Origin of the sequence: Lachnoclostridium phocaeense, from assembly GCF_959599685.1 — a bacterium.
GTDB classification, from domain to species: domain Bacteria; phylum Bacillota; class Clostridia; order Lachnospirales; family Lachnospiraceae; genus Claveliimonas; species Claveliimonas monacensis.
Genome location: NZ_CAUGIN010000013.1, coordinates 37,606 through 57,772 on the forward strand (window position 1 = coordinate 37,606; position 20,167 = coordinate 57,772).

Here is a 20,167-nt window from a genome sequence, read left to right on the forward strand (position 1 = left end):
CCGGATATATAAATAAATTTCCAAAGAGGAGGAAAACAAAATGGCAAACCAGATCAGAATCACTCCGGATCAGATGAGACAGAGGGCAAACGAGTACCGTACGGAGGCAGATACCGTAAACGGTGTTATCTCCAAGATGGATTCCCTGCTTTCCGCACTTCAGGGAGAGTGGGAAGGTGCTGCAAGTGAGTCTTACGTTGCACGTTACCAGGAACTCAAGCCAGGCTTCCAGAAGGCAGAAGAGCTCATCCGAGAGATTGCTGCTGCTCTTGATTCCACAGCAAGGATCGTGGAAGAGACAGATGCCAGCATTGCAAGCCAGTTCAGAGGTTAGCCGGCATTGGTAGTTTGTCAAAGGACCCCGGCGCGGGAAAAGGCGCCGGGGAAGATTCCAGAATATGTTTTTGAAAATAGCTGACGGTTAGTCAGAAGAGTTATAGATGTTATCAGGACGATACAAATATATAAAAATTGTGAGAAGGGATTGACATATTCATGAAAGATAAAGAAAGAATCGATTATCTTCCGCTGGGAAGCATCGTGATATTAAGAGGAGGCGTACAGAAAATCGTCATTAATGCGCGGGGGCTGGTAACGGCAACTACGACGCCGGCAGGCTATTTTGATTATGGCGGAAGCCTGTATCCGCAGGGAATCATAGGCGATCAGATTCTGTATTTTAACCATAAGGATATTGCGAAGGTTGTCTTTACAGGATATACGGATGACGACGACAAGATGATGGTCGATAACATTAACGAGTGGTATGAGAATTCGGCATTTGAGCGCATTGATACCGAGGAGTGGAACAGACAGAGGAGGCAGCAGCGTGAGGAACACAAATGACGAGCAGAGAAAAGCCAGAGAGCTGCAGAATGCCCGCAATGAAAAGTCCGGATACGAAAGGCTGAAAGAAGAAAAAGAAAATATATGCCGCGAGAATGACGAGAAGATCAGACGGTTGAAAGTCGTAAAGAGCAATCTGGAGACACAGAAGGATACAGCGAAAAGCAGATATGACTCTCTGAGGGATTACGCTGAGAGCGCTGGAGAGTTTGCGGAATGGGTCGGGGATAAACGGGACAAAGCGGTGGATGAATTTAACAATATGATCGTGCCCGGATATAAGACCTATGTCGAGCGTATCGATGAGATTCTGGATGCTGTCTGTGACGAGATCACGAGACTGCAGAATGACAACCTCAGACTTAACGGGGATATACTGGGACTTGTATCGGCAATCAATTCTCTGATCAATAAGATCCGGACACTTTGTAATTAAGGCGGGAGGTGCTTCTTAATTATGATGAAAATGATCGGTATAAACGAGGTGGCCTTTGTCGGGGCTCTCACATCAATGCGAAAGGCAGCGAACCAGATCAATACGACTACGGAAGGCTGGGACTCCATGGGGGAGCAATCCTCAGTGTTTGAAGAGTATCTGGAACAGTATGCGCAGCTACAGTCCATTATGCTGAGTTATCAGCAGCTTATAGAGAAGGATATCGATGCGATCAGCAAGGTAGGGGTAAGTATGCTCAAAGTAGACGTACTGCTGACAAATCTTTGGAAATAGTAATGGAGTGAAAGGATTATGAGCGGAAAGGACTATGTGATCAAATACAGCGCTATGGATCAGCTGTATTTGCTGATATGCAACAGGATCAGTGGATGGTATAATGAATTATCAGACTGGTCAGAGGAGTATATCAGGCTTGTAGATATGGAGAGCTTTCAGGGAACAAGTGCAGAATCGGCCAAGGCGTATCTCCAGGAAGTTCACGGGCTGATGATTTGTTTTGTACAGCAGACCCTTCAGGTTTATCAGTCCAGATATCTTTTATATAAAAATGGATATTATGACATTGACGGGAATATCTATGCCAATCTTCCGCAGGAAACTCTTCAGGATGTAAAAAAGAAATTGCGTGATGAATCAGAAAAACTTCAGGATATTTCTGATAGTATCAGCAGTAGTGTGAATAGTGTTTCGGATTTAATTTATCTGAAGAATCCGTCCATTTTTAGTTTAAAAGATACAATGGACGGATTGAAGCGGGAATTAAACGAATTCGATCAGAAGATTGAAAGCTACGAAGCCAGAGAACTTACGTCTGTGCAGGGAGAGATGCAGGGACTGATAGACAGCCTGCAGACTGCGATACAGGGATACTTGTCTAATGGTACGAATATTGCTTCTTATCAGCCCGGTTCTGTTGCCGGAAATACGAACATACTGGATCTGTATCAGCGGGCCATGGCCGGCAGTGAGTATGTGGAAGAGCATAAAGAAGAGATAGAGCTGGCGGCAGCCAAGCAGGAGGATGCATTTGCCCAGATGCAGGCGGATTATGAAGCGGCATGTGAGGCAAGAGAGGCGGAAGGCCAGGCAAAACTACTCCAGGGCGGTCTTGCGATCGTCGTCGGTACGCTTGCAATCGTGGGAACTGCAGGTATGGCAACACCGATCGTTGTCACTGCCGGAATTGCCGGAGGAAGCGCAATCGTATACGGGGCAAGTACATCGATAGAAGGGGCCCAGGACTGGTATCTTGGGAGCATCGGTGATCTGGAGACGGCGGCTGTCAATCCGATCCGTGATACTGTCTTTGCAGGGAATCAGGAGCTTTATGACATATGGGGCAGCCTGAGTATGACAGTAGCCGGAATGTGCGTACCAGTAGGTCAGTCTATAAACGGCGTTGCAGGTATGGGAAAAGACGTCCTCGTCAAGACAGCGATAAAAACGATTACTAAAGAAACGGTCAAAGATACTATCAGTGATAAGATCAGCGGAGAAATCACGGAGTTTGCAACGGAGAAACTAGATCTTAATGCGGCCTGGTCTGCGGCATTAAATATTGGTATAAGCGCCGGGCTGGATAAGGGGATGGATCTTGCAGGGCAGAAGATCAGCGTGAATAAGGATGCAAGCTTTGCAGATGACATGAGCTTTGATGATGCAAAGCGGTATAATCAGTACTGGGACGAGTTGGAAAAGGGAGTACATATTGAACATCCCGGCCTGACGCAGGCAGATATAGATGCATGGAATCTGGCTGATACTAAGCTCGATGAACATATTGCCATTAGCAAGGTGGATACGGATGCTGTGATTGATTTGCGAGCAAAAGAGTTTGCTGCACAGGAACACTTTTATCATCCGCAAAATCTAAGTAATACGAGCGATATTATCAATAAAGTAGAGAATGGGGAGCTTCAACTTACCAATAATCTTCAAAAAGGCAATTATGGAGAAATGAAGATGGATCTCCATTTTGAGCAAAATGGATACAAAAGAATCAGTCTGGATAAAGTTACTGATTTGGATGCTCCAAGCCATAAAGGTATAGATGGTGTGTACTATAATCCTGATGGACATCCGCCATATATAATCGCAGAGGCTAAATATGGAAGTTCAAAGCTGGGAAAAACCAGAGATGGAATTCAAATGAGCGATAGTTGGATTAATGGGAGTAATCGACTTGAGAATGCAGTTGGCAAAGATATGGCAGATGAAATTTTGTTGGAGGGATATGACAGAACGGTTGTAAGTGTAAATCAGGATGGTACAATTAGTGTAAATTATTTAAATTGACAGGGAGAAGCTGTAAATGAGAGATAAGATAAAAAACGTCGAATATTTTAATGATTTTTTGGAAGAAGAACAGGTAAGGATAAACAGATTCTCTAATAAGCTGGCAAACGGTGAAGTAAAACCGGAGAGACAGTTGCCTGTAAAAACAAAGATACATGATCTAAAGTTGGGAATATTAACAGCAAGATATTCCAGAGGAGATGCCCTCTCGTTATTGGAAGAAGAATATGCAGAATTATTGAAAAGCTGGAAAGAGGTTTGGGAACCGGATAATTATAATAAAAATCTAAAGATGATTTCACTGGGAGTTTTATTTGACGGAGATACCATGTTGGCAAAAGCAATGAAAGATATGCTGAAGACAACAGAAATTAATGATTGGCTTTTGAACTTTCTGCTGTGCTCATGGCTCGGAGTTAAAGTGGAAAATGAAAACTGTGATTTGATCTTCCCGAAAGATTTTTCTTTGCTACAGAAGGTAGTATTGACCCATAATAAAAGAGAATTTCTACAGGAATACTTGTCCTGTTGGTATGGTGAAGACTGTGGTTGTTATGAAGCACATAAGAGTAGTCAGAAGATATATTATGGTTATTGGAGTTTTGAAGCTGGAGCTGTTGCAAAAATATTAAATATAGATGATACAGGCATGGAACATATGCCATATTATCCGTATGATCTGGTTCATTATAAGTGAGCGGGCTCATAAATTCATTTCGAGGTTGGGAGAAGTTTAGGAAAATGGAAGACAACCACTTTCAAATAGAAGAAAACAAGAAGGTTTTTGCGGATACAGATACTAGACTAAGAATAAATCAAGAACTAATTTTGCGAACGTTTCATATGACTCAGAACACCAAAGTATATGCGGAGTGCTTTTTTTCAGATAAAGAGCCATTTTGTGCAAGGAGCAGAACGAGAGTTCATGAAAATCTAACGCTTTTAGAGGCAAAGCAGTATGTAGACAGTGGAAAAAAGACGGCAGTCCTGAACTTCGCTAATCCAATTGTACCGGGCGGGGGAGTTTTAAGAGGCGCAGACGGGCAGGAAGAATATCTTTGCCGGGCGAGTAATCTGTATTGGAGTTTACAATCGTTTGAGGCGAAAAAATTTTACGATAAGCATAAGAGTATTCGGAGAAAAAACCAATTTAATAGTATGTTTATTGGTACGGATACAGTGATTTATTCGCCGGCAGTTACAGTATTTAAAAAAGATTTAAATTATGTAAAAGGTCGATTAAATGAATCTGTACAAAGATATACAGATGAGTGGTTTGAAATAGATGTTATTACAGCAGCGGCGCCATTTTTTTCTGGTTCACAGTATATTTTACCGGATGGAGATCTTCAAAGAATTTATGAACAGAGGATAAAAAACGTATTCGAAACTGCGATAGAGAATGATATTGAAGTGATTATTTTAGGCGCATGGGGATGTGGCGCATTCCATAATCCACCCGAGGTCGTGGCTAATTCTTTTGCGTCTGTATTATCTCAAAAGCGGTATTTTAATGCCTTTCAGGATGTGGTTTTTGCGATAAAACGGACAGGCATACCATGCAGTAATTTAAGGGCATTTAACTGCAAAGAACCTTATATGCCACAAGATAAAGTGTTTTTAAGTGTTTTAAGGATTGCACAGGGGAAATGTGAAGAAATATTGAAAGACACAATTGTTGATACGGATTATACAAAGATTTACCGAATTGATGGATTTGAGATGGACTATTCCGTCTCTGTATCAAGAGGGTCTTTTAATTGCAAAATTTATGCAAGTAATCCTTTTACCACTAGGCTTTTGGGCGATATTAATGATTTAGGGAGAAATTATTTAATCTCGTGTGACTTTCCGGTTAGATTTGAGACAGACGATGGGTTTGCGGGTGTTTTGTGTGAATATGTAGTTTTATTCAGTCATTCAGAAATTAATATATCAGAAATTTATAAATCATATGGTATTAGTAATGGGGGCGATTATACAAAAGAAATTATATCTAACTTACATAAAAAAGTGCCGCAGGCCTGCTGGCTGTAAATTTTAAGATTTTAAAGAAAGTGGTAGGAACAACTCATTAGAGAAAAGCTGTAAACGTGTTAAGTAGAGGTGACTAATTGAAAAGAAAAATACAAACTTATGAAATCATTTTATGTGTTTTTGTGCTTGTCGTGGTCGCAGCAGGTCTGTTTATGCCGAAGACGGGAGTGCTCATAATGGTGGATGAACTTTGCGATGTACTAGCTATATGGACGGTGTGTATCTATGTGATCGTGAAGATCATAAAGAGCAGAGGAAAAATCTCCGGCTCAGTGAAAGTGGCCCGGATTCTTGTTATAGCCGCATGTGTGATGATTGGCGTGCTGTTTACAAGGAGCACTGCTTTGGATCTTGTTTCCGGACCGGAAACGACTCAGTTGACGGATATACAGGTCAGCAGATCCCAGGCGCATACGAGTATCTTTTCGCTGCACTATTATCTGACAGGAACGGACAGTCAGGGGGAACGAGTCCGACTGGAGATATCGGGAGATGATTATACTAGACTGTCTGGAAGCAATAGTGTTACAGTTGAATATTACAGACATACAGGACGGATAGTAAGGTATCTATAGAGTGTGGTGCAATGTCTGAGAGGTCTCAGACATCTGTGAAAATGGAGTATGGGAGCGAAAGGAGGAGAAGATGGATATTGTAAATGAACTTGTCAGGCGCCGTTCAGTCTGTGAACAGGAAATCACAGAGCAGAATCAGAAGATACGTGGATATGAAAGGGCATATGAATCGCTGCGGCAGTTTGATGGGGCTGTAAATACAGCCCAGAATAATTTTCAGAATGTAAATACCGTAAAGCTTAACCGGACATCTGAGCTTTCATCTATAACTGTCAGTTGTCGTACGGCGCAGCTTTATCTGGAAGGATCCCAGAGAACATTGAATGGATTCGGGGCTAAGATCGTAGGAGCGGCATTTACCGGGTTGGATGTGATGATACGGCTGAAACTCGGTGAGTACAGACTGAAGATACAGAACTGTGAGAACAGGATATCATCACTGGAGAGATCGATAGACTCACTCAACAATATGATCGATACTGCCAGAGAAGAGCAGGAAAAGGCGGCGAGGGAGGCAAAACAATGAGCAGAGAGCTGGTATGTGCGGACGGGGAACTGTCCATGGCATTAAATAAGACAGAGCGATATATCGAGTTTCTGGATAATTGCATCCGGGAATATAACAAGATTATAGCTGAGACAGCAGGAAACGGAATAGAAGATGTTCTAATCTGTACACAGCTTGCTCAGCTTTCCGGATGGCTGTCAGAGGTGAAAAGAGAGCTAGATACGGTGCTTCCGGAGATATCCGACAGTGTCAGCAGAGAAATCCAGGACATCGAGGATGCAGATAACTTTACATATCCAGATATATCTTTCGGAGATATCATGAGTACTCTGGCGGGATTTCTGTAAGTAACTGAACAGGCAGAAATGAGGTGAAAGATAGTGGCATCAGTGATAACAATTGCTGCAAAAACAGTCAATTTAAAAGCGCAGGCTGAAAAGATGCGAGAACTGGCTGCAAAACTAGATTCCAGATCATACCAGCTGGAATTTGAGCAGGGCGAAGGTGCTTTTGTAAGGGAGCTGGAAGCGATGTCTGCAGAGCTGAGAAACGTGGGAAGCGCTCTTAGCAGTCTGGCATCTGTGACGGCAGAACGGCTTGACAGCGCAGCAGCAGAGTTTACTGCAGCCGATGAATATACAGCAGGGTTCTATCGGGGAGGCGAATAAGTGTGAGTAGAAAATCGAAAGTGTTTTGGAAGAAGGCTTTTACTGTACTCCTCGCGGCAATCTGCATATTGTCTGCTGCGGGATGCGTAGGATTCGGACATGACACGGATCCTGCTACCCAGGGCAGCGACGGAGATGCGGATACTGGGGGAATACAGGCGAATACGGATCAGGAGGATGAGCAGGTGAGTACAGAACTAACACAGAGACAGATAGATTTGCTGGAAGAGATGGGCCTTCCGACAGATTATGACAGACTTACGGACACACAGAAAAATGCAATCACATCCATTGAGGCACTGCTTACATATCTGGAGGACAAATATCAGGAGGACTTCTGCTATCTGTCTTATGCAGAAGCAGGTGCTCTGGAAGAGGAACATCTGGAGGCATATCCTGCGTCAGGAACACCAGCGGATGTGGTAACGGTATACCGGACGTATGAGGACGGAGAATACCATTACGAAGATGATTACGGCAATATCGGAGTTAAACCTCTGTATGAGAGCAGGGTAAGAGAATTTGTCGGACAATCTTTCTCAGAGAGTGGAATAAAGGTATTCAGTGATATTCGAAATTCCGGGCAGGGTACAGACGGACAAAGTGTAACGGAGGAAAATGTACTTCAGACAGTTTCGGCAGTTACGTACATCTTCATCTCTGAAAGCGTGTGCACGGAGGAGCAGTTCCAGGATTTTACAGAGGAATGTGCTCAGTGGATGGAAAGCCAGTGCCAGGGTGTGGCTGCACAGATCTGTTTGAGACTGACGGATGCGGTACAGTGGGAGTTGATCGATGCGGACGGATATGAGGACAAGCTGAGAGAGGACATATTTACGGTTGAGGCAGAATGTGCAATTTCGGCTTCCGGCAAGGTTACGGTTTACTGACGGAGGAAATGATTATGTATCTTACAGATGAACAGATCATGCTGCTCGAGCAATTGACTTATCTTACAGACGATGTGGCGACTGCAGCCGGAGTACTTCTTGGTCCGTATGACAGCGTGGAGGATCTGCTCCAGCAGTTTGATGATGATGCGCTGGAAAGACTGGAAGATTCTGGGGCGTCATTTAACTATACAGGAGCTGAGAAATGGGCGGCGATCATACGTCAGATTAAAAGTGATCCGGATTTGTACAGTCTGGATATTGTGAATAAAGACGACTCAGTTCCTGCGATATGTTTTAATGACCCGGACAATCCTGAGCATGCTGTTGTTGTATTCAAGGGAACAAGCGGACAGGACGAATGGATAGATAATGCTATTGGTCTCGGTACATCTGATACAGAGCGGCAGAAGGATGCTTTGGAATATATCGAAAATCTTCCCTATGACAATATTACGGTGGCTGGACATTCTAAGGGCGGAAATAAGGCACAGTATGTGACGATCCTCTCGGATAAAATTGACCGGTGCATCTCCATGGACGGCCAGGGATTTTCACAAGAGTTCCTTGATAAATATTATGCGGAAATAAGAAAGAAGGGGCACTGCATTAAGAACTATTATCTGGAAGGGGATTTTGTGAGTATCCTGATGTTTCCAGTTCCGGGAGCCGATCAAATCTGCATCGATGGGGATGCCAGTGTAATCGGGGCGGAAAACCACTGTCCATCTTCTTTTTATCAGTTCTATCAAGATGAAGAAGGCCGATGGCATATCCGCAATGATGGGGATGGAAATACTATTCTCCTTCCGGGGGCACGAGAAGATGTTATGATATATCTTCATGAATTTACAACATTTATCATCAATGTGATGCCTGAGGAAGAAAGGGAGAGAGCAGGAGACTATATCGGTCATATCCTGGCGCTTGTCTTCGTCTCGGAAACGCATTTTGAGGTGGACGGAAAGGTATATACCCCTGATAATCTTATTGAATATATGCTTTCTGATCCAGATATGCTCTCGAAAGTGTTGGCATATTTTATCAAATATGTGGAGACATACAATGTCTCGGAAGATGAGATCCGAAGTCTGGCAGAAGTACTTGGTGTGACTGAATTACTTGGCGAAGTAGAAGATGCAGCAAAAGAACATGATAAATCACTGGAGCAGTTGATATCGGATGCTGGCGGAATCCTGAACCTTATTATAGATCAAATCCGGGATGGAAAAAGTGATCCCATCATAGGTGTACTGTTATGGTTTGTAAGCGGCTGGCTGGGTGAAAAACTTGGAACGGAGATCGATCTGCCAGAACTGTGGAAAAAGATTGAGGCAGAGTATCAGAGTATCCCGGAGTTCGATGCAGATACTGTGCGCAGGGATGCAGTTTGCAAAGAGGGGAAGATCAGGGACTTCTCGGAACGTACATATGGAATACTGATGAGTGCGATCGCCGCTGTGGAGGCGGATACTTATGGTTCGGTGTCAGGGTGGACGCAGTATGCAGGAGAAGAGTGGTATGACACCCTGTTTATTCCAAATGCAATTGGAGGTATTAATGCTTATTTCGAGAGGGTATCAGAAATTAGCAGGATCTGCCGGGGCAGTATGGATCGTATTTATGATCAGGCAGACCAGGCAGACCGCAGGAATGCCGGCCGGCTGAGGCAGGCAACAGAAGAATTAAGGGCGCTGAGACAGAGGATAGAGCAGAAGGCTGCCGAACTCGGTGGATGAAAAAGTTTTAACATTCCGCATGCACTGCGGAAGTTAAATAATACAGTCTTATAGAAGGAGACGAATGAGGAGGAGAAACTATGAACACTCAGAATGTACAAAATGGAACCATAAACGTGATCAGGACAATGGCGACGTCCGTATTGTTTCTTGTAGGAACGATCGGATATTCGGCGTATGTGCTGTTTGAACTGCTCGGATCGTTTTCAGGCGGGTCAGGGCTCATGAGCATGATGAACCGCATCATGGCAGAGTCCGGAGCATACAGCAGCATGGATTATGAAACCATGCAGATCCTTTCAGGAGTATTTGGCGGCACGTCGGTGATTTCTACGCTGTTCAGCCTGCTTCCGGCGATGGTAGCTGTGGCGGGGATATGGATGATTTTTGCCGCTGCCAGGCAAAATAAGCTTCCGGGAATCGCGGCAACAGGGCTGACAATGGTGCGGGTGATCGTGATCATACAGCTCGTCTTTTCCTGTATCACAGTTTTTGCAGTGGCAATTATAGGCCTTCTTGCTATAATCGGGACTGGTTCACTGGCTGGATATTATGGAGACGGTGCGTCGGTTGTTGTAATCCTTGTTCTGGTAATGCTTGTTTTATTGGCAATCTGTTCGATAGATGTCATTTATAATGTAAAACTGAGCGGAATGGTCAAACAAATGAAAGAAACATTGGTTACAGGCCGTCCGAACGCAAGGGTATCTTTATTTGTTGAGATTATCTGTTATCTCGAGGGAGCCGGATCGGCAATTTCAGCCCTCTCGTCATTGGCAGGGCTGTCTATATTCGGGTTCCTTGGCAATGCGGGTATGGCTACGGCAAGTATCTGCTTTGGAATATTGCTCAGACAGTACCGCGGCAAGATGCAGGCTCTGGAAATGAATCCCCAGCAGACACATCAGACACAGCAGCCGTACCAGCCGCAGCAGAACGCAGCGCCACAGCAGTCATATCAGCCGCAGCAGAACACAGCACCACAGCAGCCGTGCCAGCCGCAGCAGAGCGTAGCACCACAGCAGACAGAGGAGCAGTCTTATGGAGAAACAACGCTTCTGGGCGGGCAAATGATCAATAACGGCATGCTGCAAATGGTCCATCTGATCCGCCGGAAGACAGGAGAGGATATCTGCATAAACAAAGAGTCATTCTGGATTGGCAAGGATGCGGGGTATGTAGATTACTGTATTACAGATAATACGGCGATTAGCCGCAGACATGCACTCATTACGATACGTGATGGAGTGTGTTACATACAGGATAACCACTCTACGAACCGTGTTTTCATTAACGGATATGTGCTGGAAGCAGGTGTTGACACAAGGATTTCAAACGGCGATGTAGTCCGAATGGGAGATGAGGAGTTTACAGTCCGCATCGGATAATGAAATATGAAATACAATGGGGGATACGAGGAAAAATGTAAAAGAAATGAACAGCTTCAGAAGGGAAGCACCCGTGGCAATAATCCGGTCTATTCAGCATTAGCTGAATGCGAATATGGAGCGGTTGATTGTGCAGATTACTGCCGCAAACAATAAACCAAGTGCTACGGATGTTTTTATGAAGCCTAGTTTTAGGAAGGCCGGACGCCTTGACATTTCTCTTCCCCTGTGCTACGATTTGAAACAGATTATTTTTCATAACAGAAACGCTGTGACGAAGAGAGTAGGTCCGGAAAAGTTTTACAGAGAAATTTCCGTATGCTGAGAGGGAATGGATGGAAGCGGGCTGAAGATGGCTTCCGAGCGGCGCAGACGAACAGAAAAAACCTCGCTAAGTGCTCAATGTAAGTCTGCGAAGGGACCGCCCTCTATAGCGGAGAGATGTCGGCCATGCCGGCACCTGACGAGATTTCTGCTGTGAGGCAGGAGTGAATGAGAAGTGGTAACACGGTAAATTCGTCTTCTCTGATTTCCCAAGGAAGTCAGGGAGGACTTTTTTATTTATAAAGGAGAGAAGAGAGTATGGAAAAGCAGAAGTATTATATTACAACAGCCATTGCCTACACATCAGGCAAGCCCCACATCGGGAACACTTACGAGATCGTACTGGCGGACGCCATCGCAAGGTACAAAAGAAGCCAGGGATACGATGTGTTCTTTCAGACAGGAACCGATGAGCACGGCCAGAAGATTGAGCTGAAGGCTGAGGAAGCAGGCGTTACGCCAAAGGAATTCGTGGACAATGTGGCAGGGGAGATCAAGCGGATCTGGGATCTGATGAACACATCCTACGACAAATTTATCCGCACTACAGACGCAGACCATGAAAAACAGGTGCAGAAGATCTTCAAGAAGCTGTATGACCAGGGAGATATCTATAAAGGATATTATGAGGGAATGTACTGCACACCCTGCGAGTCCTTCTTTACAGAGTCCCAGCTTGTGGACGGCAAATGTCCGGACTGCGGCCGGGAGGTGCAGCCGGCAAAAGAAGAGGCCTACTTCTTTAAAATGAGCAAATATGCAGACCGGCTCATCGAGCATATCAATACCCATCCGGAGTTCATCCAGCCGGTGTCCAGGAAAAATGAGATGATGAACAATTTCCTGCTTCCCGGACTGCAGGACCTGTGCGTGTCCAGAACATCCTTCAAATGGGGCATTCCGGTGGATTTCGACCCGGATCACGTAGTGTACGTGTGGCTGGACGCACTGACAAACTATATCACAGGGATCGGATATGACTGTGACGGGGAGAGCACAGAACAGTTTAAGAAAAACTGGCCGGCAGATCTTCATCTGATCGGAAAAGATATCATCCGTTTCCATACTATTTACTGGCCCATCTTCCTGATGGCTCTGGATCTGCCTCTTCCGAAGCAGGTGTTCGGCCATCCCTGGCTTCTTCAGGGAGACGGCAAGATGAGCAAGTCCAAAGGAAATGTTCTCTACGCTGACGAGCTGGTGGATTTCTTCGGCGTGGATGCAGTGCGCTACTTTGTTCTCCATGAGATGCCCTTTGACAATGACGGCGTGATCTCCTGGGAGCTGATGGTGGAGAGGATGAATTCCGATCTGGCAAACACCCTTGGAAACCTGGTAAACCGTACGATTTCCATGACAAACAAATATTTCGGCGGAACTGTGACTGACAAGGGCGCCGCAGAGGAAGTAGACGCAGATCTGAAGGCTGTGACAGAGAATATGCCGAAAGCAGTGGAAAAGAAGATGGAAGACCTCCGCGTGGCGGATGCCATCACAGAAATCTTTACCCTGTTCAAACGCTGCAACAAATATATTGATGAGACTATGCCCTGGGCTCTGGCAAAAGATGAGTCGAAGAAAGACCGCCTGGAGACAGTGCTCTTCAATCTGATCGAGAGCATCAAGGCCGGCGCCAGAGCGCTGGAGTCTTTTATGCCTGAGACATCAGAGAAGATCCTGGCACAGCTGGGAGATGGCAAGGTGACAGAGAAGCCGGAGATCCTCTTCCAGAGGCTGGATCTGGAAGAAGTCATGAAAAAGGTGGAGGAGCTTCACCCGGCTGTGGAGGAAAAAGAAGAGGAGACAGAAGTCATCGACATAGAGGCCAAACCGGAGATCACCTTTGAGGAATTTGGAAAAATGCAGTTCCAGGTAGGCGAGATCATTGAGTGCGAGGCAGTGAAGAAGTCCAAGAAGCTGCTTTGCTCCAAAGTGCGCGTGGGCAGCCAGATCAAACAGATCGTGTCCGGCATCAAGTCCAACTACACGCCTGAGGAGATGGTAGGCAAGAAGGTCATGGTCCTTGTGAACCTGAAACCTGCGAAACTGGCTGGCGTTCTCTCCGAGGGAATGCTGCTCTGCGCGGAAGATGCAGACGGCAATCTGGCTCTCATGACACCGGAAAAAGAAATGCCGGCAGGAGCAGAGATCTGCTAGAAAAGGGGCCTGTCATAAAGAAAAAGCTGTGGAGTATAACCTCCGCAGCTTTTTTATGAAAACAAAATTATGAAAAAAGCGGGAAATGGATTGCATAATCAATCGGATTATGTTATTTTAAAATCAGTTGGGTGGCAATGTACGCTGCCTGTAAGATCTATCTTCATGCTGCAGATGTTCAAAGCAGCAGATATCTTATTTTCGGAGCCTGTATTCCAGGCATTAGATCCGATTTGTAAACAAAAGGAATAATGCAGGAACAGGGCTTCGCCTTTGATGGCTCTGGAAAATGTGCTAATATGAAAGCAGAGCTCTTTCCTGTATGAGACAAGCAGGAAAGGAGAAGACTGTGACGAAGAAAAATGACAATTTTATCATGCTTCCCACCGTGGATGTGTGTTTTAAGGGACTGATGTACAATCCCAAAGTGCGGAAAGGCTTTATCGCTGCCCTGCTGGGGACAGACCCGGCGGCTGTCCGGGAGACGGTGCTGCTCCCCACGGCGCTGCGGCAGGAATACCCGGACGAGAAGCTGGGCATCCTGGATGTCCGGGCCCTGATGGAAGACGGGGCTCAGATCAATATGGAGATGCAGGCTTACCCGTTCGGACAGTGGGACGCCAGGTCTCTGTTCTATCTGAGCAAAATGTACACAGAGCAGATCGGAAGGGGCGATCCCTACACGAAACTGAAAAAGTGTATCCATGTGAGCATACTGGATTTTATCCGCTTTGCGGATGACGAGAAATGCCACCGGATCATCAGCCTGTGTGATGAACAGACAGGGAAAAAGTACACAGACCTTCTGGAGATGCAGATCCTGGAGCTTAAGAAGCTGCCGGAAGAACTGCAGAGTGATGATGAGGTCATCCGTTGGATGCGCTTCCTGGCAGGGAAGAACCGGAAGGAGTTGGAGGATATGGCAGGTACAAGTGAATATATTGAGGAGGCATACAGGGAGCTGGAGAGGATGAGCGCGGACGAGAGGGCCAGGCTGGAGTACGAGGCCAGACAGAAGGCCATCAGGGACCACGATGCCATCATGAGCAGCGCCTGGGAAACCGGCATGGAGAAAGGCCTGCAGGAGGGCATGGAGAAGGGCCTGCAGGAGGGCATGGAGAAGGGTCTGCAGGAGGGGAGAGAGCAGGGCATGAAGCAGGGTTTGCAGCAGGGTATACGGCAGGAGAGACAGGATATTGTCTTTCGTATGCTGGAGAAAGGCATGGATCCTGAGATGATTGCGGACCTGACCGGCATGAATATAGAAGAGATCCAAAAGCTGGAAGAGGAGTTCCGGGCAAGAGGGTAACCCAAATCCTTAACAAAAAATTAATTTTCATATTATATGAATTGGGGAGAAATTATGGTATAATTGTTCTACTAATTTTAGATCAGAAATGGAATTGGATGGAAACAGCATGATTTTTGAGACTCACGCACACTATGACGACGAACAGTTTGATATGGACAGAGACGCGCTTCTTGCCTCCATGGAAGAGGGCGGTGTCGGAGCGATCGTCAATGTGGGAGCTTCTATAGAATCCAGCAGGACATCCATCTCTCTGGCGGAAGCCTATCCTTTTATCTATGCAGCCGTTGGGGTTCATCCGGATCACGCAGGAGAGCTGGACGAGGAAAGTTTTCGGGAGCTGCGCGGGCTGTGCGGCAGGGATAAGGTTGTCGCCGTGGGGGAGATCGGACTGGACTATTACTGGGATGAGGCACCCAGGGAGGTGCAGAAAAAGTGGTTTGTGCGTCAGATCGAGCTGGCCAGGGAGTTGTCTTTGCCGGTTATCGTACACAGCAGGGATGCGGCGGCCGACACGCTGGAGATCATGCAGTCACATGCCCGGGGACTTATGGGGGTGATCCACTGCTTTTCTTATTCAAAAGAGCTGGCCCGGGAATATGTGAAGATGGGCTTTTTCATAGGTGTGGGCGGTGTTGTCACATTTAAAAACGGACGCAGGCTTAAGGAAGTGGTGGAAGATATTTCTCTTTCATCCATTGTGCTGGAGACAGACTGTCCCTATCTTGCACCTGTGCCAAACAGAGGGAAGAGGAACAGTTCTTTGAACCTTCCCTATGTAGTGAAAGAGATTGCAGAGATCAAGGGAATTTCCTGTGAAGAAGTCGTGGCACAGACAGAGAAAAACGCCAGAATATTATACGGCATGAGAGACTAAATGATGGAGGGAGGCGGGGCGATGCCCATACCTACACTGGGAAATCCCCAGAATACAATAGAGATACTGAAAAAATATAATTTTTCCTTTCAAAAAAAATTTGGACAGAATTTTCTTATAGATACCCATGTATTGGATAAGATCATTGCGGCGGCCGATATAACAAAAGACGATTATGTTCTGGAGATCGGCCCCGGCATCGGAACTATGACGCAGTATCTGGCTGCGGCAGCGGGTAAGGTGACAGCGGTGGAGATCGACAAGGCGCTGATCCCGATTCTTGCAGATACCCTGAAGGATTACGACAATGTAAATATTGTTAATCAGGACATACTGAAGATGGATATTCAGAAGCTGGTGGACGAAGAAAATGGCGGAAAGCCAGTGAAAGTGGTGGCCAATCTTCCCTACTATATCACAACGCCCATCATCATGGGGCTTTTTGAGAGCCATGTGCCTATTGAGAGCATAACTGTGATGGTGCAGAAAGAAGTGGCAGACCGGATGCAGGTGGGGCCGGGGACAAAGGACTACGGTGCCCTCTCTTTGGCCGTGCAGTATTATGCGCAGCCCTATATTGTGGCAAATGTGCCTCCCAATTGTTTTATGCCCAGGCCCAAAGTCGGGTCTGCAGTCATAAGGCTGACTGTGCACCGGGAACCGCCGGTCCGGGTGGAGGATGAGAAATTGATGTTCCGCATGATACGGGCATCTTTCAACCAGCGCAGAAAGACGCTGGCAAATGGACTGAAAAACTCAGCAGAGCTGGATCTTCCCAGGGAAATTGTTGAAGAGAGTATAGAGGAGCTGGGCAAAGGGCCCGGTGTACGCGGAGAGACTCTGACACTGGAAGACTTCGCGCTGCTTAGTAATATCATTTATCGGAAGATAAATGGGCAGCCTGACAATCATGAATAGAATAAAGAGAGGAGAACAGAAGATGGAGAAACATTATCCAGCAGCAAGAGCACTTTTTGAGATCACGCCGGAGATCGAGCATCTGGCAGAACTCTGTGAAAAAAATACTGCCATTGATAAAGAGCTCTATACAAAATATGAGGTAAAAAGAGGTCTTCGTGATTTAAACGGAAAAGGTGTTCTGGCAGGACTTACCAACATATCTGATATTATCGCCAAGAAGGTGGTGGATGGACAGGAAGTGCCCTGCGAGGGAGAACTCTACTATCGGGGATATAACATCAAAGAGCTTGTGAAAGGTTTCCTGGATGCAGACCACTATGGATTTGAGGAGATCACATATCTGCTTCTCTTTGGCGAGCTTCCAAGTGAGAAGGAGCTGAAAAAGTTCCATGACACGCTGGTGGAGAGAAGAACGCTTCCCCCCAATTTTGTGAGAGATGTCATTATGAAAGCGCCAAGCCGTGACATGATGAACAGTCTTTCCCGCTCTATTTTGAACATGTATTCCTATGACGCAAAGGCAGATGACACGTCCATTCCCAATGTGCTCCGCCAGTGCCTGAATCTGATCAGCCAGTTCCCCATGATGATGGTATATGGCTATCATGCCTATAATTACCGTATGGGAGAAGATCTGTTTATCTATGCACCCAAACCGGAGCTCTCCACGGCGGAAAACATTTTGATGATGCTCCGTGAAGATCGCCAGTACACAAAGCTGGAGGCCAAGATCCTGGACATGGCGCTGGTACTCCATATGGATCACGGCGGCGGAAATAACTCTACCTTTACCACCCATGTTGTCACATCGTCGGGCACAGATACGTATTCTACGATCGCGGCTGCCATGGCGTCCCTGAAGGGACCGAAACACGGCGGCGCCAACATTAAAGTGACGCAGATGTTTGAGGATATGAAGAAAAATGTCCATGACTGGGAAGACAAAGATGAGGTCCGCCAGTATCTGTGCGACCTGCTGGACAAGAAGGCTTTTGATCAGAAGGGACTGATCTACGGTATGGGGCACGCGGTGTACTCTGTCTCCGATCCACGTGCAGATATTTTCAAGAAATTTGTAAAGCAGCTTGCCGCTGAAAAAGGATACGAGAAAGAGTATGCCCTCTATGAGACGGTGGAGCATCTGGCTCCGGAAGTGATCGGAGAGAAGAGAAGGATCTACAAGGGCGTTAACGCCAACGTGGACTTTTACAGCGGACTTGTGTACAGCATGCTGGGGCTGCCCCAGGCTCTCTACACACCTATTTTTGCGGCGGCCCGCATTGTGGGCTGGAGCGCCCACAGGCTGGAAGAGCTGAAAAATGTAGACAAGATCATCCGCCCCGCGTACAAAGCGCTGGCAGAACACAGAGACTACGTCAAGATGGAGGACCGCTAGGAGGAAGAATATGAAGAGAGAATTCTTTTACCCGTCCGCGGATGGAGAGACGGATATCCACGGTGTGGAATGGATCCCGGAGGGCGAGGTGAAAGCAGTGCTTCAGATCAGCCACGGCATGGTGGAATACATAGACCGCTATGACGGGGTTGCCTCCTGGCTTGCAGAAAAAGGATGGTATGTAACAGGAAATGATCATCTGGGGCATGGGAAATCCGTTACATCAGAAGAAAAGTATGGATTTTTCCATGAGCCGGATGGCAATGCCTGTGTCATCCGAGATATCCATACGCTCAGGGAACGCGCCGGGGACAGATATCCCGGCGTTCCTTATTTTATGCTGGGACACAGTATGGGATCATTCCTTTTGCGCCAGTATCTTCTGAAGCACGGCAGGGGCCTTGCGGGCGCCATTATCATGGGCACGGGATCTAAGAGCGTGCCTGTCCTGTGTGCGGGACAGCTCCTGTGCCGGCTGTTGGCAGCGGTGAAGGGCTGGGATTACAGGAGCCGTTTGATAGATAATCTGGGACTGGGCGGATACAACCGCAGCTTTGAGCCCTGCGACAGCAGGCGGGAGTGGGTCACTTCAGATATCCAGATGCGGGAAAAGTACGAGGCAGATCCGCTCTGCAGCTTCACCTTCACAGTCAACGGCTACTACCAGATGTTTGAGGGAATGAAGCAGATCGCCGGAAAGAAAGGAGCCCTGCGGATTCCAAGGACCGTTCCGGTGCTGTTTATGTCCGGCGGGAAGGACCCGGTGGGCAATTTTGGAAAAGATGTGGAAAAGCTCTTCCGGTTGTACAAAGAAGCGGGAGTGAAAGACGTGAGCATGAAGCTCTATGAGAACGACCGGCATGAAGTGCTTAATGAGCAGGACCGGCAGCAGGTGTACGAGGATCTGTACAGGTGGATGGAAGAGCATGTGGGGCAGAGGGAGGAGAAAAATGAAGCGTTCAGAAATTAACCAGGCATTAAAAGAGATGGAGGCCATGATCCATGAGTACCGGATCAGCCTTCCGCCCTTCTGTCATTTCACACCGGAGGAGTGGAAGACAAAAGGGCACGAGTACGATGAGATCCGGGACAACGGGCTGGGCTGGGATATCACAGATTACGGCCTTGGGGACTTCGACAAAGTGGGATTTTCCCTTATCACCATCCGCAACGGCAACGTGCACGATGAGAAGTATCCGAAGCCCTATGCGGAGAAGCTCCTTTATATAAAAGAAGGACAGCACTCCCCCATGCATTTTCACTGGAACAAGATGGAGGATATCATCAACCGGGGCGGCGGCAATGTGCTGATCCGGGTGTACAATTCCAATGAAAAAGAAGAGTTTGCGGACACGCCGGTGACCGTTCACTGCGACGGACATACCTATACCGTACCGGCAGGAACCCAGATCAGGCTCTGCCCGGGAGAGTCCATCACCATCACGCCCTACCTGTATCACGACTTTGACGTGGAGGAGGGAAGCGGCCCGGTCCTCTTGGGGGAAGTGTCCATGTGCAATGACGACAACACGGACAATCGGTTCTATGAAAATGTAGGAAGGTTCCCCGAGATCGAGGAGGATGAGGAGCCTTACAGGCTGCTGTGCAATGAGTATCCGGCAGCGGAATAGATCAGGCAGTGCTGTAGGATGAAGAATGTAAAATTAGGATTTTAAATTTGATATTCTGATTTTAGATTTACAGTTTAAATTATAAATTTGCAATGTGCGTTTTGAATTTTGAGTGGAATTTAAAATGCACATTGCAAATTTGTTGAATA

General features: G+C 46.7%; 21 protein-coding genes. All 21 read left to right on the top strand.

Going from position 1 to position 20,167, the window contains the following annotated elements; all coding sequences use genetic code 11:
• Positions 1-40: 40 nt before the first annotated feature.
• Entirely contained in the window at positions 41-334 is a 294-nt protein-coding gene (locus Q5911_RS07635) for a WXG100 family type VII secretion target (protein ID WP_303182152.1), read from the top strand.
• Positions 335-495: 161 nt separating this feature from the next.
• Positions 496-846, top strand: coding sequence for a DUF4176 domain-containing protein (locus tag Q5911_RS07640; RefSeq protein ID WP_303182154.1), 351 nt, complete (start codon positions 496-498; stop codon positions 844-846).
• Positions 830-1,282: a YwqH-like family protein gene (locus Q5911_RS07645; protein ID WP_303182155.1), complete on the top strand. Its 453-nt coding sequence runs from the start codon at positions 830-832 to the stop codon at positions 1,280-1,282. Before Q5911_RS07640 ends, Q5911_RS07645 begins: the two co-directional genes overlap by 17 nt.
• 21 nt (positions 1,283-1,303) lie before the next feature.
• The gene (locus Q5911_RS07650; protein WP_303182157.1) at positions 1,304-1,576 is read left to right on the top strand and encodes a hypothetical protein; all 273 of its coding nucleotides are present in this window, start codon (positions 1,304-1,306) and stop codon (positions 1,574-1,576) included.
• Between the two features lie 18 nt (positions 1,577-1,594).
• Complete coding sequence (locus tag Q5911_RS07655; RefSeq protein WP_303182160.1) at positions 1,595-3,598, top strand: T7SS effector LXG polymorphic toxin; 2,004 nt, start codon at positions 1,595-1,597, stop codon at positions 3,596-3,598.
• A gap of 16 nt (positions 3,599-3,614) precedes the next feature.
• On the top strand, positions 3,615-4,295 hold the full coding sequence (locus tag Q5911_RS07660; RefSeq protein WP_303182162.1) for a PoNe immunity protein domain-containing protein: 681 nt from the start codon (positions 3,615-3,617) through the stop codon (positions 4,293-4,295).
• Positions 4,296-4,339: 44 nt separating this feature from the next.
• A complete protein-coding gene (locus tag Q5911_RS07665; protein ID WP_303182164.1) occupies positions 4,340-5,635 on the top strand; it encodes a TIGR02452 family protein in 1,296 nt (431 codons plus the stop codon).
• Positions 5,636-5,787: 152 nt separating this feature from the next.
• Complete coding sequence (locus tag Q5911_RS07670; protein WP_303182166.1) at positions 5,788-6,210, top strand: hypothetical protein; 423 nt, start codon at positions 5,788-5,790, stop codon at positions 6,208-6,210.
• Positions 6,211-6,280: 70 nt separating this feature from the next.
• Positions 6,281-6,736 (top strand): hypothetical protein, encoded by a 456-nt coding sequence (locus Q5911_RS07675; RefSeq protein ID WP_303182168.1) that lies wholly within the window; start codon positions 6,281-6,283, stop codon positions 6,734-6,736.
• Positions 6,733-7,065, top strand: a complete 333-nt coding sequence (locus tag Q5911_RS07680) for a hypothetical protein (RefSeq protein WP_303182170.1) — start codon at positions 6,733-6,735, stop codon at positions 7,063-7,065. Before Q5911_RS07675 ends, Q5911_RS07680 begins: the two co-directional genes overlap by 4 nt.
• Positions 7,066-7,098: 33 nt before the next feature.
• Entirely contained in the window at positions 7,099-7,386 is a 288-nt protein-coding gene (locus Q5911_RS07685; RefSeq protein WP_303182172.1) for a hypothetical protein, read from the top strand.
• 2 nt (positions 7,387-7,388) lie between these two features.
• A complete protein-coding gene (locus tag Q5911_RS07690) occupies positions 7,389-8,276 on the top strand; it encodes a hypothetical protein (protein WP_303182175.1) in 888 nt (295 codons plus the stop codon).
• A gap of 14 nt (positions 8,277-8,290) precedes the next feature.
• Positions 8,291-10,015 (top strand): Mbeg1-like protein, encoded by a 1,725-nt coding sequence (locus Q5911_RS07695; RefSeq protein WP_303182177.1) that lies wholly within the window; start codon positions 8,291-8,293, stop codon positions 10,013-10,015.
• An 80-nt stretch (positions 10,016-10,095) separates the two neighbouring features.
• Complete coding sequence (locus Q5911_RS07700) at positions 10,096-11,403, top strand: FHA domain-containing protein (protein ID WP_303182179.1); 1,308 nt, start codon at positions 10,096-10,098, stop codon at positions 11,401-11,403.
• 582 nt (positions 11,404-11,985) lie between these two features.
• Complete coding sequence (metG, locus tag Q5911_RS07705; RefSeq protein ID WP_303182181.1) at positions 11,986-13,884, top strand: methionine--tRNA ligase; 1,899 nt, start codon at positions 11,986-11,988, stop codon at positions 13,882-13,884.
• A gap of 349 nt (positions 13,885-14,233) precedes the next feature.
• The gene (locus tag Q5911_RS07710) at positions 14,234-15,193 is read left to right on the top strand and encodes an Rpn family recombination-promoting nuclease/putative transposase (RefSeq protein WP_303182183.1); all 960 of its coding nucleotides are present in this window, start codon (positions 14,234-14,236) and stop codon (positions 15,191-15,193) included.
• 109 nt (positions 15,194-15,302) lie between these two features.
• Positions 15,303-16,070, top strand: a complete 768-nt coding sequence (locus Q5911_RS07715) for a TatD family hydrolase (protein ID WP_303182185.1) — start codon at positions 15,303-15,305, stop codon at positions 16,068-16,070.
• A gap of 21 nt (positions 16,071-16,091) precedes the next feature.
• Entirely contained in the window at positions 16,092-16,988 is an 897-nt protein-coding gene (gene rsmA, locus Q5911_RS07720; RefSeq protein WP_303182187.1) for a 16S rRNA (adenine(1518)-N(6)/adenine(1519)-N(6))-dimethyltransferase RsmA, read from the top strand.
• A 22-nt stretch (positions 16,989-17,010) separates the two neighbouring features.
• Positions 17,011-18,387, top strand: a complete 1,377-nt coding sequence (locus Q5911_RS07725; RefSeq protein WP_281725423.1) for a citrate/2-methylcitrate synthase — start codon at positions 17,011-17,013, stop codon at positions 18,385-18,387.
• 10 nt (positions 18,388-18,397) lie between these two features.
• Positions 18,398-19,357, top strand: coding sequence for an alpha/beta fold hydrolase (locus Q5911_RS07730; protein WP_076779737.1), 960 nt, complete (start codon positions 18,398-18,400; stop codon positions 19,355-19,357).
• Positions 19,338-20,018 carry a D-lyxose/D-mannose family sugar isomerase gene (locus Q5911_RS07735; protein ID WP_076779735.1) on the top strand — a complete coding sequence of 227 codons (681 nt, stop codon included), beginning with the start codon at positions 19,338-19,340 and terminating at the stop codon, positions 20,016-20,018. The genes Q5911_RS07730 and Q5911_RS07735 overlap by 20 nt, the downstream gene beginning before the upstream one ends.
• Positions 20,019-20,167 lie beyond the last annotated feature (149 nt).

Excerpts from the sequence above, each read along its gene's own strand:
- Q5911_RS07635 (WP_303182152.1), top strand. The coding sequence starts at position 41 with ATGGCAAACCAGATCAGAATCACTCCGGATCAGATGAGACAGAGGGCA.
- Q5911_RS07640 (WP_303182154.1), top strand. The coding sequence starts at position 496 with ATGAAAGATAAAGAAAGAATCGATTATCTTCCGCTGGGAAGCATCGTG.
- Q5911_RS07650 (WP_303182157.1), top strand. The coding sequence starts at position 1,304 with ATGATGAAAATGATCGGTATAAACGAGGTGGCCTTTGTCGGGGCTCTC.
- Q5911_RS07655 (WP_303182160.1), top strand. The coding sequence starts at position 1,595 with ATGAGCGGAAAGGACTATGTGATCAAATACAGCGCTATGGATCAGCTG.
- Q5911_RS07660 (WP_303182162.1), top strand. The coding sequence starts at position 3,615 with ATGAGAGATAAGATAAAAAACGTCGAATATTTTAATGATTTTTTGGAA.
- Q5911_RS07665 (WP_303182164.1), top strand. The coding sequence starts at position 4,340 with ATGGAAGACAACCACTTTCAAATAGAAGAAAACAAGAAGGTTTTTGCG.
- Q5911_RS07670 (WP_303182166.1), top strand. The coding sequence starts at position 5,788 with ATGCCGAAGACGGGAGTGCTCATAATGGTGGATGAACTTTGCGATGTA.
- Q5911_RS07675 (WP_303182168.1), top strand. The coding sequence starts at position 6,281 with ATGGATATTGTAAATGAACTTGTCAGGCGCCGTTCAGTCTGTGAACAG.
- Q5911_RS07680 (WP_303182170.1), top strand. The coding sequence starts at position 6,733 with ATGAGCAGAGAGCTGGTATGTGCGGACGGGGAACTGTCCATGGCATTA.
- Q5911_RS07695 (WP_303182177.1), top strand. The coding sequence starts at position 8,291 with ATGTATCTTACAGATGAACAGATCATGCTGCTCGAGCAATTGACTTAT.
- Q5911_RS07700 (WP_303182179.1), top strand. The coding sequence starts at position 10,096 with ATGAACACTCAGAATGTACAAAATGGAACCATAAACGTGATCAGGACA.
- metG (WP_303182181.1), top strand. The coding sequence starts at position 11,986 with ATGGAAAAGCAGAAGTATTATATTACAACAGCCATTGCCTACACATCA.
- Q5911_RS07715 (WP_303182185.1), top strand. The coding sequence starts at position 15,303 with ATGATTTTTGAGACTCACGCACACTATGACGACGAACAGTTTGATATG.
- rsmA (WP_303182187.1), top strand. The coding sequence starts at position 16,092 with ATGCCCATACCTACACTGGGAAATCCCCAGAATACAATAGAGATACTG.
- Q5911_RS07725 (WP_281725423.1), top strand. The coding sequence starts at position 17,011 with ATGGAGAAACATTATCCAGCAGCAAGAGCACTTTTTGAGATCACGCCG.
- Q5911_RS07730 (WP_076779737.1), top strand. The coding sequence starts at position 18,398 with ATGAAGAGAGAATTCTTTTACCCGTCCGCGGATGGAGAGACGGATATC.
- Q5911_RS07735 (WP_076779735.1), top strand. The coding sequence starts at position 19,338 with ATGAAGCGTTCAGAAATTAACCAGGCATTAAAAGAGATGGAGGCCATG.